Annotated in this window: 15 protein-coding genes; 7 read left to right on the top strand and 8 right to left on the bottom strand. The window is 48.8% G+C overall.

The genetic code is table 11. The features are described from left to right. Positions 1–25: 25 nt before the first annotated feature. The gene (locus tag G459_RS0100325; RefSeq protein ID WP_026965841.1) at positions 26–487 is read right to left on the bottom strand and encodes a GNAT family N-acetyltransferase; all 462 of its coding nucleotides are present in this window, start codon (positions 485–487) and stop codon (positions 26–28) included. A gap of 76 nt (positions 488–563) precedes the next feature. Here G459_RS0100325 and G459_RS0100320 point away from each other — a divergent pair, with 76 nt between their 5' ends. Further along, a complete protein-coding gene (locus G459_RS0100320) occupies positions 564–1,073 on the top strand; it encodes a RidA family protein (protein WP_026965840.1) in 510 nt (169 codons plus the stop codon). A gap of 40 nt (positions 1,074–1,113) precedes the next feature. Here the strand turns inward: G459_RS0100320 and G459_RS26505 are convergent, their stop codons facing one another. Then, positions 1,114–1,581: a methylated-DNA--[protein]-cysteine S-methyltransferase gene (locus G459_RS26505; protein WP_035454791.1), complete on the bottom strand. Its 468-nt coding sequence runs from the start codon at positions 1,579–1,581 to the stop codon at positions 1,114–1,116. 298 nt (positions 1,582–1,879) lie between these two features. Here G459_RS26505 and G459_RS0100310 point away from each other — a divergent pair, with 298 nt between their 5' ends. Beyond that, complete coding sequence (locus G459_RS0100310; protein ID WP_026965839.1) at positions 1,880–2,410, top strand: GNAT family N-acetyltransferase; 531 nt, start codon at positions 1,880–1,882, stop codon at positions 2,408–2,410. 74 nt (positions 2,411–2,484) lie between these two features. Here G459_RS0100310 and G459_RS0100305 read toward each other — a convergent pair whose 3' ends face one another. Together G459_RS0100305 and G459_RS0100300 are read right to left on the bottom strand one after the other, a co-directional pair. After that, positions 2,485–3,306 (bottom strand): ferritin-like domain-containing protein, encoded by an 822-nt coding sequence (locus G459_RS0100305; RefSeq protein ID WP_026965838.1) that lies wholly within the window; start codon positions 3,304–3,306, stop codon positions 2,485–2,487. Between the two features lie 24 nt (positions 3,307–3,330). After that, the gene (locus G459_RS0100300; RefSeq protein WP_026965837.1) at positions 3,331–4,029 is read right to left on the bottom strand and encodes a ferritin-like domain-containing protein; all 699 of its coding nucleotides are present in this window, start codon (positions 4,027–4,029) and stop codon (positions 3,331–3,333) included. 343 nt (positions 4,030–4,372) lie between these two features. Between G459_RS0100300 and G459_RS0100295 the strand changes: the two genes are divergently transcribed. From G459_RS0100295 to G459_RS0100285, 3 genes are all read left to right on the top strand, one after another. Next, entirely contained in the window at positions 4,373–4,933 is a 561-nt protein-coding gene (locus tag G459_RS0100295; protein WP_026965836.1) for a DUF4256 domain-containing protein, read from the top strand. 50 nt (positions 4,934–4,983) lie between these two features. Continuing rightward, positions 4,984–5,544, top strand: a complete 561-nt coding sequence (locus tag G459_RS0100290; RefSeq protein WP_026965835.1) for a YdeI/OmpD-associated family protein — start codon at positions 4,984–4,986, stop codon at positions 5,542–5,544. 86 nt (positions 5,545–5,630) lie between these two features. Next, positions 5,631–7,148: a M20/M25/M40 family metallo-hydrolase gene (locus tag G459_RS0100285; RefSeq protein WP_026965834.1), complete on the top strand. Its 1,518-nt coding sequence runs from the start codon at positions 5,631–5,633 to the stop codon at positions 7,146–7,148. On the opposite strand, the gene G459_RS28725 is transcribed toward G459_RS0100285, so the two are convergent. Together G459_RS28725 and G459_RS0100275 are read right to left on the bottom strand one after the other, a co-directional pair. After that, the gene (locus G459_RS28725; protein ID WP_051314997.1) at positions 7,117–7,830 is read right to left on the bottom strand and encodes a DUF502 domain-containing protein; all 714 of its coding nucleotides are present in this window, start codon (positions 7,828–7,830) and stop codon (positions 7,117–7,119) included. The genes G459_RS0100285 and G459_RS28725 overlap by 32 nt on opposite strands. A gap of 163 nt (positions 7,831–7,993) precedes the next feature. Continuing rightward, on the bottom strand, positions 7,994–10,273 hold the full coding sequence (locus G459_RS0100275) for a helix-turn-helix domain-containing protein (RefSeq protein ID WP_026965833.1): 2,280 nt from the start codon (positions 10,271–10,273) through the stop codon (positions 7,994–7,996). Between the two features lie 110 nt (positions 10,274–10,383). On the opposite strand from G459_RS0100275, the gene G459_RS0100270 reads away from it, so the two are divergent. Beyond that, positions 10,384–11,004 (top strand): FMN-binding negative transcriptional regulator, encoded by a 621-nt coding sequence (locus G459_RS0100270; protein ID WP_026965832.1) that lies wholly within the window; start codon positions 10,384–10,386, stop codon positions 11,002–11,004. 54 nt (positions 11,005–11,058) lie between these two features. On the opposite strand, the gene G459_RS0100265 is transcribed toward G459_RS0100270, so the two are convergent. After that, on the bottom strand, positions 11,059–12,447 hold the full coding sequence (locus G459_RS0100265) for a S8 family peptidase (RefSeq protein ID WP_026965831.1): 1,389 nt from the start codon (positions 12,445–12,447) through the stop codon (positions 11,059–11,061). 242 nt (positions 12,448–12,689) lie between these two features. Between G459_RS0100265 and G459_RS0100255 the strand changes: the two genes are divergently transcribed. Then, a complete protein-coding gene (locus tag G459_RS0100255; RefSeq protein WP_026965830.1) occupies positions 12,690–12,974 on the top strand; it encodes a sll1863 family stress response protein in 285 nt (94 codons plus the stop codon). 70 nt (positions 12,975–13,044) lie between these two features. On the opposite strand, the gene G459_RS0100250 is transcribed toward G459_RS0100255, so the two are convergent. Continuing rightward, positions 13,045–14,652: a DUF748 domain-containing protein gene (locus tag G459_RS0100250; RefSeq protein ID WP_026965829.1), complete on the bottom strand. Its 1,608-nt coding sequence runs from the start codon at positions 14,650–14,652 to the stop codon at positions 13,045–13,047. Positions 14,653–14,778: the final 126 nt, after the last annotated feature.

Here is a 14,778-nt window from a genome sequence, read left to right as displayed (position 1 = left end):
TATAAATTAGGAATCAAACTACCTTTCAAAGCGCCGCTTCCATCTTCACGTTACAGCGCCCATACGCCCCACATTCCAGATCAACCTTTTGAAAACCAATCTTTTCGTATAGATGCAAGGCTGCCGCCAGCACCGTGTTGGAATAAAGCACCATCTTCGAAAACCCCATAGCTTTTGCCTGCTCCATCAAAGCTTTTCCCAGTGCCAATCCCACGCCATTTCCCTGGGCGGCGGGACTTACTCCCATCTTGATCATTTCACAGGTAGCTTTTTCCACAGGCACCAGTCCCACGGTCCCGACGATTTCATCTCCCATTTTTGCAAAAAGAATTGCTCCGCCCTTTGCCAAAATGGTCTCTTCCGGATTCTCCAGTTGGTCTATATCAAAGGGTTCCAAAGAAAAATAATGAACGACCCAAGCCTTGTTGATCGACTCGAAATAGGGTTTCAGCGGTTGAGAAAAGGGAATTATTTCGACAGTCGGCATAAAAGCAGGATTAAAGCAGTACCAAAAATAGCGAGAATAGACTAGCTTAGAACACCCATCCAACTCATAATTATAGATGAAAAAATTCCTTTTGACCTCGCTTGCACTGCTTGCCTCCGGCATCCTTTTTATAGCAAAAGCTCAGACACCCGAAGAAAAAATCAAACAGCTGGGCCTGGAGATCCCCGAGGTCAGCCTGCCTATCGCCAACTACGTCAAGTGGAAACAAGTCGGTAACCTACTCTATCTCTCGGGAAGTGGTCCAAAGACATTGGGAAAAGTCGGTGATGATCTCACTGTCGAACAAGGATATGATGCTGCCAGAGAGACGGGACTCGGAATCATCGCGGTGCTCAAAGCTGCCACGGGCGGAGATCTCAGCCGGGTGAAGCAGTTTGTAAAAGTCCTCGGCATGGTCAACTGCACACCGGATTTCACTGCCCAGCCCGCGGTCATCAATGGATTCTCGGATCTGATGGTGGAGGTTTTTGGAGAAAAGGGAAAACACGCCAGATCCGCGGTCGGCGTCGGATCCCTCCCAAACAACATGGCTGTCGAAATCGAGGTCATCGTGGAACTACAGTAGATTCAGTTGCCGCGATGAGTTAGAGTAAATGGCAGTCAGGTCACAAAAAGAGACTTCCCTGAAATGCATGGCCTTCCACTTCCAGGAGGGCCTTTTTTCTGTTCATCCCTCCGGAATAGCCGGTCAGGCTGCCGTCAGTCCCCAGCACACGGTGGCAGGGCAAGACCACCAAAATCGGATTGGCTCCAACTGCCGCCCCCACTGCACGTATCACAGCCGGATTACCGAGTTTTTGGGCGATCTTCAAGTAGGTGGTCGTGTGACCGAATGGAATACTAGCCATCTCCAACCATACTCTGTGCTGAAAATCCGTTCCTCCCAACCCGATTGGCATATCGAAAGTCGTCCGCGCTCCCGCGAAATATTCCTCCAGCTGCTGCATCGTACTCAACAGCACTTGATCCAAGATCAATCCATCCGGCTCTTCATCAGTAAACTTCAACTCAGAAAGACAGCCTTCCCGGGAGGTAATGCGGATATTTCCAACGGGAGAAGAGATGATAGCCATGATAGCGAAATTGGTTTGCGTGCTGTGAATACTCAAAAACGGAAAAGGATCAAAAATCAGGAGTAGTCGGCCGAGAGCTCAATAACATCCTGCAATCCGCTGCATTGCTCCGCTCCCATATCTAACGCAACTATGGTCTGTTTAACTGAACAACGCGGTTTTTTGTTTGCTTTTAATCTTCGTTAAAAACCACGAGAGGAACCGAATTCTGGCTTCATGGCCTGTCACCTTAAGGACGAAATCAAAAATAAACCAGTAAATTTTCGGTTTCGACAGGCATTTTGCAGTTCCCCATTTAATGAGCCCATATCTCTTCACTACTCGCCGACTCGGTTTTCGCACTTGGCAGTCCTTCGATCTGGATGATTTTGCTGCCATCAATGCAGACAAAGAAGTCATGCGCTTCTTTCAGAAACCTCTTTCCCGAGAGGAAACCCAAGCGATGATCGACCGGATGCTCCGACTCTATGACGACAGGGGCTACTGCTATTTCGCAGTAGATCTATTGGAAACCAAGGAGTTGATCGGAACGATCGGCCTTGGATGGAAGACCTTTGAGGCGGATTTCACTCCCTGCGTGGATATCGGGTGGAGAATCGCCCGAAAGTGGTGGAACCAAGGTATGACTACAGAAGGAGCTTTGGCCTGCCTGGACTTTGCGAAGCGAAAAGAAATCCGTGAAGTGCTGTCCATGGCATCTGAAGGAAATACGGCATCCATTCAGGTGATGAAAAAGATCGGGATGACCTACTGGAAGCATTTTGACCACTCCGAACTTCAGGACTTTCCCGACATCGAGCGCTGTGCCCTGTACCGGATCGATCTTTGAGCGAGGCAAAAAAAGATGCCATCCCCGTATGAGGATGACATCCACTCCTACCCCTTTTCAACTCTGACTGGGATTTAGCTGGCCAAAAACAGGCTGGCGATACCAAGTACGGCATCCTTGCTCAGTGGCTCATCCCATCCTTCGGACACTGCCGCTGCATCGATTCCTGTTGCCGTTGACACATTCACTCCGCCATGCGTGAGGTTTTCCTCGCCGGCATAGATCGCAGTGGTAGCTGCAGGCAGCGTGCCGATCGAGCCATTGGTGATCCAACCTTTCACGGTATCCTGCCCTTTTTTGGTACGAAGTCTACGAACCATCGAAGCATGGCGTGCCTCCACCGAATGAATGGACAGGGCCGCTGTCAACACCACATCACTCTCCTGCACATTCGCGGCCTGTCCTTTGTAAGCTCTCACTCCCGTATCCTCGAATGCCTGTGAAAGCGCCAAGAAAGTAGGATAGTCAGTAAACGGACTGAAATTTCCTCCCGCTGTAAAGTCAAATCCAGGCTCAGCGACCGGAGTGCCCATGAGCACGTTAGCGATCACCTCCTGCAAAAACTTCACGTGAGCCAATTCGTGGTCTCTGATTTTTTGGAAAATCACCCGCTCCGGAGCTTCTATCACGCCTGAATCCAAGCCCATCTGGTAGTACCGATACTCCAAATGCTCGAGTGTCAACGCGTAATTCAGCACGCCGATCAGGCTGGCTGTATCAGCCTTGGCTACATGGGGAATGGCATTCAACACTCCTAGTGGCACGGCGGCCATGGCTACTTTCTTACTGAAATCCCCAAACTGCCTAAAGGCATCTCTTCGGGAATAAAAACGATCCTTGTCCTCCGCACTATTCGTGTCAGGACACATGCTATCTAATAATTTGATCAAGTTCATGTCTGTGTGATTTAAAGTGTGGGATTAGCTTGGTAGCGAGCTAAAGTCGATCTCAGTCTTCACGTACGTGCTGGCAGCTGTCAACACTTCAGTAAAATTCAATGTGCGCTCCAGGCCGTTGGCATCGATGATGTCATCTCCTGCAAAATCTGCAGAGCCCGGGTTGATCAGATCGCGGATCGCCGCCGCATGACGGGCTTCGACGGACACGATCTTACCTGCGATGAGAAGAAAGTCAGGACTTTCCAAAAACTGACCAGCGCCGTTATAAGCCGCTACACCCAAATCTTCAAATGTCTTTGCCGCTCCCAAGACGGAGTTTCTACTGCTGAAATCAATGCTGCTAAAGTCGACCTCCAGAGCACCGATGGCACTGGTCCCGAGCGCAGCTTTGAAGAATTCGCGGTGAGCTCTCTCGTGCTTTTCCAAGTCGCCCATGATGGTTTTTTCCTCCGCAGAAGCGTTTGCGAAATAGCTCCCCTTCATCACTTCTGCGTAAAAAGCCGCTTCCAGTTGCTCCAAAGCATAGGCATAGTTTAATATACCTGTATCTCCAGAGCCGAGATTCACTTTACCCGGCATCGTTGGCACCATATCGTCATCATCGTTACAGCCCATGAGCAGCAGGCCTGCTCCAGCGACGGTCATGGTTCCCACCCGGAGAAACTGACGTCTGTTTGCATTGGTTACCAAGCCTTGAGGCTTGATCAATTCCTTTTTCATGTTGTGGTGTTTTAGGTTAATAATTCGGTTTCGGTCTCCCATTAAAAAAAGTCAAATCCGAAATCAGACTTTTCTCAAGATTGGATTTGAAGGGAATTACGAAGTGGTAGTTGGCCTTGGATTGAGGCGATGAATTATTTTCTCAATATTTTCTCCGAAACGGGCAAAAAAGACGCTATTTGATATTGAATTTCAGACAGTTAAAAACACAATGGCCTGTTGAAAAAAATAGCTTTTTTTGAAAGACTGCAGTATTTCTAGCTCTCCCAGACTTGAAAAATCGCGGCTTGTTGGGTTATTTTTAGCCAAGCGAGTAACTTGATCATTCCAAAAATTCAGCACAATGAACCATCCCAAAGAAGAACTAAGCCAAGAAGAACTTCTCAGCATTTTAAAAACCCGCTTCGAAAAAAACATGCAGCGCCACCCAGGAATGGACTGGGAAGCTGTGCGGGCGAAACTCGAGTCTAATCCTCAGAAAATTGACAGTCTGCATGAAATGGAAACCACCGGTGGCGAACCGGACGTCGTCGTACTCGCAGAGGGGAAATCCGGTGAAGTCATTTTTATTGATTGCTCCGCCGAAAGCCCCGCTGGCCGCAGAAGTTGCTGCTTCGATCTGGAGGCCTGGGAGTCCAGAAAACAGAATAAGCCTGCAACAAACGCCATGGAAATGGCCGCCGAAATGAAGATCGAAATCCTGTCCGAGGAGCAGTATCGAGCACTGCAACAAGTTGGGAAATTTGACACCAAAACCTCCAGCTGGATCAAGACGCCTGCTGCGATCCGAAAACTCGGAGGCGCACTTTTCTGCGACCGTCGCTACGATCACGTCTTTTTGTACCACAACGGAGCGGACTCTTACTATGCTGCACGGGGATTTCGGGGTCTGCTTCGGGTCTAAACTGATCTCATCCAGCAACACCATAAATCGACTTACAAACCCAACAATCTATGAACGGCGATCCACTTTGGCAGGAAGAAATCGAGACACTACGATCCATCATCGCAAAAAGCGGATTGGAGGAAAGAATCAAATGGGGAACCAAGGTCTACACCCACAAGGGCAAAAATGTGGTAAGCGCACTCGGCTTCAAAAATTACTTCAGCCTCTGGTTTTACAACGGCGTCTTCCTGTCCGATCCTTACCATAAACTTGTCAATGCCCAAGAAGGTGTCACCAAAGCGCTGAGGCACTGGAGATTTGAATCTGGTGAAGAAATCGACGAGGAAAAGATCCTGGAATACATCCGTGAGGCGATCCGAAACGAAGACGCTGGCAAAGTCTGGAAGCCGGAAAAATCCTCAGAACTAGTCATTCCCGATCTATTTCAGCAAAGACTTGATGCCGACAAAAACCTGAAATCCGCTTTCGAAAAACTCACTCTATTCAAGCAAAAAGAATACGTCGAATACCTGGAATCCGCCAAGCGAGAAGCAACCCAGATCACCAGATTGGAAAAGATCATCCCGATGGTGTTGGAAGGAGTCGGTTTGAATGACAAATATCGATGAGTCTGTCCTACAGTTGGGATCATCCCTGCCTTCTTACCCACTGTTTCTAAATTTCTGTTTCCCCCCATCCCTCCGACCCACTTCCTATGAGAGTTCTCCTTTTTGTCTCCTGCCTACTCCTTCCCGCAATAATCAAGGCGCAGGCACCAAGTCGCGCACAGCTGGAATCCCTCACCGAAAAGCAGTGGCAGCCTGCGCTCAACCTCCTTACAGAGATTGTGTCGATGCCAAATGATGCCGTCTTTCCCGAGCAGATCGAGGTCAATATCACCTGGTGCGAGGATATTTTTGAATCCAGAGGCTGGAACTTAGAGCGACTGGAGACGGGCGGAATCCCCCTCCTTTTGGTAGAAAAAAAACAGCCAAATGCCAGCAAGACTGCACTCTTTTACTTTCATGTCGATGGACAGGCAGTCGACATCAGCAAATGGGATCAGCCGAACGCCTACGTTCCTGTCCTGAAAAACCAGAACTCCGCTGGAGTTTGGGAGGCTATCCCTCTGGAAAGATTAAAAACTGAATACAATCCGGAATGGAGGATTTTTGCAAGATCAAGTTCGGACGACAAAGGACCTCTGGCAATGTTTATCGCTGGATGGGATGCGCTGGCTGAAGCCGGAATCGCACCTGATTTCAACGTGAAAATCATCTTGGATTTCGAAGAAGAGCAGGGTTCACCCAGACTACCCGCTGCTGTAATTCAATACAAAGAAAAGCTCCGGGCCGATCTGATGCTGATCATGGACGGGCCGCGTCACACCAGCAACGAACCCACGCTGAGCTATGGCGCCCGTGGAATTGCCGACATGACGCTTACCACCTACGGCCCAAAAGTCCCCCAGCACAGTGGTCACTACGGCAATTACTCGCCAAATCCTGCGCTCCTTTTGTCCCAACTACTTGCATCGATGAAGGACGCCAACGGCCGAGTGGTCATTCCCGGCTATTACGATGGGATCAGCTTTACCGATGCGGAGCGGGAGATTTTCTCCAAAGTCCCGGACAACGAACCCGCCGTGCAGAAGCGCCTTGGAATCGGGCGGACAGATCAAGTGGGCGACACCTACCAAGAAAGCATCAACTACCCGTCTTTGAACATCCGAGGTTTAAATTCCGGATACACCGGAGCCCAGGCCACGACGATCATTCCCGCGACGGCAGTGGCCGAGTTGGACATTCGACTCGTACCAGAGTCAGATCCCAATCGGCTTTTTGGATTGATTGAAAGCCATATCAAAGCGCAGGGATTTCAAATCCTGGATCATGACCCGACGGATGAAGAGCGGATGAAATATCCCAAGATAGTCAGGCTAAACAAGTCGATTTCCTATCAGGCATTCCGAACACCGATGGATTCTGACGTCGGTATTTGGCTGAGAAAAGCCATGAACCGGGCATTTGGCAAAGACCCTGTTCAGATCCGTATCTCGGGAGGTTCGATCCCGATCGCTCCATTCGTCGATGCGCTGGGAATTCCCGCAGTGACGATCCCGACCGTCAATGCAGACAACAACCAACATAGCCCCAACGAAAACCTCAGGTTGGGGAATTTCAAAGAAGGGATCTTGGCAATTATGAGTGTATTGACGGAGCCGATGTATTGATCCCGGCGGCTTGATCTAGCTCTTCCGCTTCCCCGATTCTGTACCCGGCAGCAAACAACGTAGCGGAACCGGTCCCCAGTCCGACGATAGAGCGCATCGCCTTTTCGGGCTCGATGTCTAAGAATCTCAATTGGGAAGCAGGCACATGATAGATGTTGCCATTCATTGGGTTGGGTGCGGTTGGGACAAAAACGGTGTAAATACCTCCGGTGTTCGTCTCCGTAACAAACCCTGTAAGCAATACACCGGTATTGAAAGCATCCACCAAAACAACCTGGCTGAAGGGCATTTTCTTAAGTCCCGTAAACTGGGCGATGATCTCCCGGATCGTGGAATAAAGCGGGATTTGAAGCAAATATTTACCTTCAAACTGTATAAAATACCGTTTTCGGCCGGTATTTCTTAATACAAGGCCAATGATGAAGATCAGTAAAAGGAGGATCATCAAAGCCAAGATGTTGATCAAAAAGGTATGCTCTTCCGGATTTTGATTTAACAAAGAACTGATCGGCGATACGACGTTAAAAACGAATCTGAAAATCACGGACAGCAAAAATAAGATGATGATCGTCGGTAAAATCAAAAACAATCCATGTAAAAAAGTCTTGAAAAAGAACGACTTTGACCAAAACGCGTCGCTTCGGAATTCTTCTTCTTTTTGGGAGGATGCGGGGTTTTCCATTTCTAGCTTTTTTCGGACGATTTAGTTTAGCAGACCGATCAATCGTTCATCTTATTCATCAGAAGGAACAATTCTCTAATTGTCAGCCGGACTTAATGTCAAAATTGTGCCAGTGTCTCTCCCGCTTTACTGGTTCGCTTTTTTGAACAGAGAAAGGATGATTTCAGCCTTCCTCTGACTGGTCTTTTTCCCCTCCCGAAAACAACACCAGCCGCAGCGTGCCGTAATCGTATTTCCCTTCAAAATGCTCGTAATACGGCTTAAGCGAATCGTGTTTTCCCGCCAGAGGTTGAATCTCCCGAATGGCCTCATCCGACACGAGTTGCTCCAGCTTGAGTGTGCCTGATCTCACTCCAGCTCCCAAATGTCCCATGATCGTCGTCAGCGCAAACTCCCGTTCTGTGGCGATTTCCTGGGGACTTTTTCCTTCGAGAAACATCTGGACGCTGAGCAAACTGGAATTCCCTTTCTTTTCTTTCGGCGCTTTTGTCTTTTTTTCGGCTGATTTTTTCCTTCCGGTTTTCGTGCTGCTCTTGGCTTTTTCGGGAAGGGTCTCCCGGATTTTGTCCAAGATCGATTTTCTTTTTGAGATGATTTCCTGCTCCAGATCTACCATCTTCCCGGTGATTTCCCCTTTGGTAATCGCCTGAATCAGGCGTCCCGATCTCGCGATCCCGAGGTACTTTCGCAGCAATTCCAGTTCGAGTTCTTCCAAGCCACTTTGGTAAGTTTTGATTCGGGAAAAGTCCTCCACCATGGCCTCATGGAGCATCAGCTTTTCCAGGACATTTTGGAGAAAATTGAGGTAATAGCCAGAGCCCTTTTCGATTCGCTGAAGGAGTTTTTCGCCCTCATTTTGCTGCAGTAAAACCTGCAGCTGTAGCCGGAACTTTCGGGTATTTTCCTTCTCCGACTCCAAAGCCTGATAGATCGCCGGCAGGTCCTTTCGCAGGTCATCATCTTCAAACTCCATGCTGCTCGTCTGGTCCTTGTCAAACTGCACCATCGACTTCAGCATACTTTCAAACTCAAAAGTCTCCTCAATCAAGCGACTGAGGTACCGGGATTGATTTTGGGAAAGCAGTTCTGACAAATTACTCTGCCCCGCTCCCTGCGTAAAATCAACCACCTTCGGATCCGAATAGATCACCTCGGTCTGAACGCGGGTTCTCAGGATCAAGCCATCAAGACTTCTCAACCTGCTGAGTGCCACATACACCTGTCCGGGCGCAAAGGCCTGCCCCACGTCGATGATCGCCCTGTCAAAAGTCAACCCCTGGCTTTTGTGTACCGTCACAGCCCAGGCCAGCTTGACGGGATATTGGGAAAACGTCCCGACCACCTCTTCCTCGAGCTCTTTGGTGTCGGGATCGATGCGGTATTTTTTGTTCTCCCAGATCTCTTTTCTCAACACATATTCCGCGTATGAGTCGTCCAAGTCTACCGTGACTTCCTCTTTGCTGAGCTTGGTGACCGTAGCCAATTTGCCATTGAAGTAGGATGAATTGCCCGAGGAGTCGTTTTTGATAAACATTACCCGCGCGCCGACTTTCAGCTCGATTGACTTTGGTAGCGGAAAGAGCGACTCCGGAAAGTCCCGCTCGACCTCGGCGTCATAAAAATAGGAAGGTGAATCAAGAACCCTCAGCTCTCGCAGATTAAGTTCGTCGGCCTTGTAGTTGTGCGTGGTGAGCGTGATCGTCGGTGGCAAATCGCGTATTTCGTCGACGGTTTTGAAATGCTGATTGAGCGCCTGCACATCCTCTTGGGTAGCACGGTTGTCTCGCAGGTTGTTCAATATCCGGATAAAGACATCGTCCTGTTGACGAAAGATCTTGTCAAGCTCCAAGTAGATCATGCCGGAGTTCTGAAGGCCTTTCGCCTCAAAGAAATGCATAGACTTGTAAAATCGGCTGAGGACGGTCCACTCCTGATCTTTGACCACGGGTGGCAGCTGGTACAGATCTCCGATTAGCAACACCTGGATGCCGCCGAAAGGCACCTGATAGTTGCGCTTCACACTTCGCATCCGATAATCAATCGCATCCAAAATGTCCGCGCGAAGCATGCTGACCTCATCGATCACGAGGAGGTCGATGGCCTTCAGCACATTTCTCCGCACTTGGTTGAGGGGATGCCGCCTTGCCAGGGTCTGCTGGGTGAAGAACCCAGACTGATCCGAGTAGTTCCCTTCCGCCTCCCGGGTAGGGATAAAAGACCCGAATGGCAACAGAAACTGGGAATGGATGGTCACCCCGCGGGCATTGAGTGCGGCAATGCCGGTCGGAGCCACGATGACAAATTGCTTATGGGTCAGCCGGGTGAGATCTCTCAAAAAGGTGGTCTTTCCGGTCCCTGCTTTTCCCGTCAAAAAAATCGGCGCTCCCGTGTTGTTGATAAACTTAGCCGCGAGCTCCAGTCTGCTGGTGGATTGGTTTTCCATTCAACTAAATTAGATTCTTTTCGGGTAAAGCCAATCTTGCAGCTGTTAAATGACCCAACATTTGAAGACGAATCCCTAAATTTCAAATCTCAAACCTCAAATTTTCTTCCATGTACATCCACCCGATCAACTCCTGGGAAAACGAACCTGAAATCATCGAATTCATCAAAAAGAACGCGTTTGCTACACTGGTCAGCCAGGCAAAAGGAAGATCTTGGGCAACCCATATCCCTTTTGTCTTGGAAAAAAATAAGGAAGGAAATGCTATCCTGAGCAGTCACATCGCCAAAGCAAACCCTCAGTGGAAAGGTATCTCCGAGCAGGACGAAGTCTTGGTGATCTTCCAAGGGCCGCACGCCTACATCTCCTCCTCTTGGTACAATCACGAAAATGTCCCTACGTGGAACTACCTAGCGGTGCACGTCTATGGCAAAGTCCGAATTATCGAAGGCGAGGAGCTGATGGCTCACTTAAAATCCTTGGTAGATGTCTATGAGTCTGGCCGTCCCAACCGGGTCAGTGTGGAAACAATGTCAGAATCCTATGTGCAGAGTCAGGTTCGGGCCCTGGTAGGGATCGAAATAGAGATCAAAGAAGTACAGGCGAGCGCCAAGCTTTCCCAAAACCGCGATGACGTCAATTATCAAAACATCGTCTCGAAACTCGGGGAAAGCCCTTATCCTTCGGATAGGGATGTCGCTGATGAGATGCGAAAAAGACGACCCGAGTAAATAAAAAAAGAGCGCCTTCCGACGCTCTTTTTATTTTATGATTAATCAGGCGTATCAGAAGCCGGATACATTCAGTCTGCCTCCAGTTGCCACCTTGCCCTGCAATGATGTTGTTGAGATAGCGGAACCCAGAATAGCACTTTTGATTTGAGCAGCATTCGCAGCCGGATTCAATGAAGCGTACAACGCTGCTGCGCCAGACACGTGAGGGGTCGCCATGGAAGTGCCATTATAGCTCGCATAGCCTGAACCCACGGTAGCCGTTTTGCCTTTCCCAACTGTCGCGGGAACAGTGGACCATATACCAGATCCAGGAGCTCCGATATCCACAGTAGTCGCTCCGTATTGCGAAAACGAAGACAACGCCCCGCTACTTGTGATTGAGGCCACGGCGATCACGTTGGATGAAGTATATCCTGAGGGATAGCTGGGAGATGTATCATTATTGGTACCTGAGTTGCCTGCCGCAGCGATGAAAAGAATCCCAGCAGTGTTGGCACGGTCAATTGCCTCTTTCAACGCTTGGGAAAATCCACCGCCACCCCAGGAGTTATTAGTCGCCACAATATTCAATCCTTGACTGGCTTTCAAATCTGTAAAATAATCTACCGCTTTAATGGCGTTGGCGGTGGTACCACCTCTTCTGCCCAAAAACTTCGCGCTGAGTAACTTCACACTCCAAACCACTCCAGCCACACCTTTTCCATTGCCACCGACAGCTCCGATAGTTCCTGCTACGTGAGTACCATGGTCATCACCGGTCCCATCAAACACGGAGGCGTCTCCTCCGTCAAAATCCCATCCATACACATCGTCGACCAAACCATTGCCATCGTCATCCGCTCCGTTATTGGCAATTTCTCCAGGATTTACTCCCGCATTGGCTGCAAGATCCTCGTGGGTGTACATGTAGCCTTCATCGATGATTCCAATATAAACTGACGCGGATCCCGTTTTACCTGCAGCCCAAGCTGTTGCTGCCTTTGAACCGAATTGGTTACTAGCTGACATACCCCATAGTTGCCCACCAGTGAAGTACGGATCATTGGAAGTGGCTTGGTGCTGATAGATCCAGTTTGGTTCAGCGTATTCGACCTCAGGCATTCCTTTTAATCGCTCGATCGCTTCCATCGTACCGAGTTTGGACTCGACCAGCAGAAGATCTCCAGAGGGTCCACTCTTTCTTGCATTGGCCATTTCCATGGCTCCGGTAGTGATCTCTTCGACCACACTCGCATCGATCATCGCCAAGATGTCTTGGGAAAGGCGGGAGCTTTGACTCGAGGTTTTGTATTTGATCAATAGTTGCCCAGGCACAAAAGCCTCGTGAAGCACCGCCTCGACGGTGTCATCAACTGTAACATCGTTTTCGATGATGTCCCCACAGGATGCTGCTACGCCCAACAGAGCGGAAAAAGACAGCATAGAGTATAATTTTCTCATAAGGTAAATTTGGTTAGATAATAAAGTGAAAATAAGAATTTTAACCGACAAATATTCCGAACCACACATGCCTGACAAAAACTATTTCGACACCTCTCTTTGTAAAAAATATCGGGAACGTGAAAAATCCCAAAACCAGTTACTTTTCAGCTTCGTGCAATGGACAAAATCCAACCCTCAAAACGACAAAAAATCAAGATTTTATTAGCTAACTTAATGTCTCATCTCAATCCATTTTTATCATGACAAAAGAAGAAATAAAAGCCAAAGCCGGTGAAGCACTCGCAGAGGCCAAGTCAAAAATCCAAGAGCTGGACGCCAAGAAAGACGGCCTCTCCGCAGAGTTGAAGGAAGAATTTATGGAAAAAGTCGAAGTCCTGAAAGCCAAAAAAGATGCCCTCGAAGCAAAGATCGATGCGCTGCAGGATGATGCGGATGACAGCTGGGAAGAGATAAAAGATATACTGGCTGATTCGCTCAAGTCATTCAAAGAAGGATTTACGAATCTCGGAAGACTGTTTGATTAAGACCCGTTTGAGAACGTAAACCCATTTATCTCGAAGTTCCAATGAAAAGCCGGCAATAAAGCTGGCTTTTTTATTTGTTCTCAGGTTTCAGGATGGTCTTTGCGGCGCCGCCGGGCACCGTTCGCATCATCCCTTCCTTGGCGCTGTTCCAAATCAGGTGAAAAGGTCCCCGATACCGATTTCGCTCGGTGACGTATTCCGGACGGAGGTATTTTTTTTCCCCGGGCATATTGGATTGCTGCAGGAGCATGTTTGCCAGAGAGGACATCAGCTTGTTTTTCTCCCGGGAGTCTTTTTTGAATAAGTTGATTTTAAGATCAGTGTAGTCAAACCGGAGTTGATTGGTCGCTTTCATAGAATCTGCATGCATCTCGAGATAGAGGGTATGGAGGCTACCTTCGACTATTTCGCCGTTCATGATCGGATTGAGGATCTCGTTGATATTAGGTAGCGGAAAATCAGTGAGCTCCACTTTCAGATCAAATTCGTCCTGAGCGTAAGGGATGTCAAAATCAATGGTCATCGATCCGCCGCCATTTATTTTGGCAGTAAAGTCCCCTTCGAATAGTTGCAGCCTGGCCTGGTGTTCGGGAATCGTGGTGATGTTGACAAACTGTCCATTGAGGTGATCCAAATGAAATTCCCAATACCCTCCGTTATCCGGAACTGCTTCGCTGTAGATAATCGTGCTGTGTAGCAGACTCAACGTATCCAGCTTAAGCGGAAAAGGGATTCTCTTGACCATTCCCTGAAACAACGGCTTGATGTCATCGTGCGGCCGTGGCAGATTCTTGTCGCGAAAATCTTTCAACACCAGTCCTGAGATCTCCAACTTCCCCGCCCTCACATCAGGATCAGAATACAGATTGCTGGTGGCTTCCAGCCCTGAAAACTTCATCGAGTCAAGCTCAAATTCAATCAAGTCAATCTGATATTCCATTTCGGAAGCCGCCTTCCTGGCTCCATTCGGATACTTCAGCGAAAGCCCGACAAAGGACATCTCCTGGAGATCGGTGTCAAAAGTGACCTTTCCCGTGTGGAAGATTTGTCCGTTGGCAAACGTGTGATCCAAGCTATCCAGTGAAATGACAATCCGCTGGTAATCAAATGGGATCGGATTATTCCACTTTAGCGAGTCGGTCTCGAGTTCGGTCGCCAATATATTCAGATCGCTCAAGGTCCCGATTTGGTCCCCATTCTTCATCATCTGAACACTGGCTTGGCCAAGTTTAAAATTTCTGATTTTCCCACGGGACAGGATGTCACCAAAGAGATTCCTGAGTCCCTCGGCGGGCCTTTGCTGATCTGGATTTTCCTCAGACACATAGACGATGAGGAGCGGCTCGACAAGCACGAGCTCTTGCATGACCAACTCTCTGTTTAGAAAAAGCCTCAGCACATTGAGTTTATTCAGCTGTATCTGTGCGACACGGCCGTCGACAAAAACATCCTCCTGCTGCTTACCCACAGCGCTTATCTTTACCTCGGAGATGATGATGACCCGCTGCAGATAGTCGAAATCCACGGTCTCAAAATGAATGTTGTACGTACGCTCAGGGTTGGCGTTGATGACGGATTCCAGATTGTTGTTGACCCACCTGATTCCGACAAACACAGCGGCGGCACCGATTGCAACAAGAGATACCAGGACGATTACCAGAACTTTTAATGCTTTCATCGACCGGCCAATTTCAGAAGCAATCTGTCGACGATCTCATATCGGACGGTGTCGGATGCTCTTTTTTTCATTGGGAAAATCTTGTACCCATCTGGGCCTGTCGATCTACGCATGGTGTGCTCAATT

It is taken from the genome of Algoriphagus terrigena DSM 22685 (genome assembly GCF_000429445.1).
GTDB classification, from domain to species: Bacteria; Bacteroidota; Bacteroidia; order Cytophagales; family Cyclobacteriaceae; genus Algoriphagus; species Algoriphagus terrigena.
This window is presented reverse-complemented; position numbering and strand designations above follow the sequence as displayed.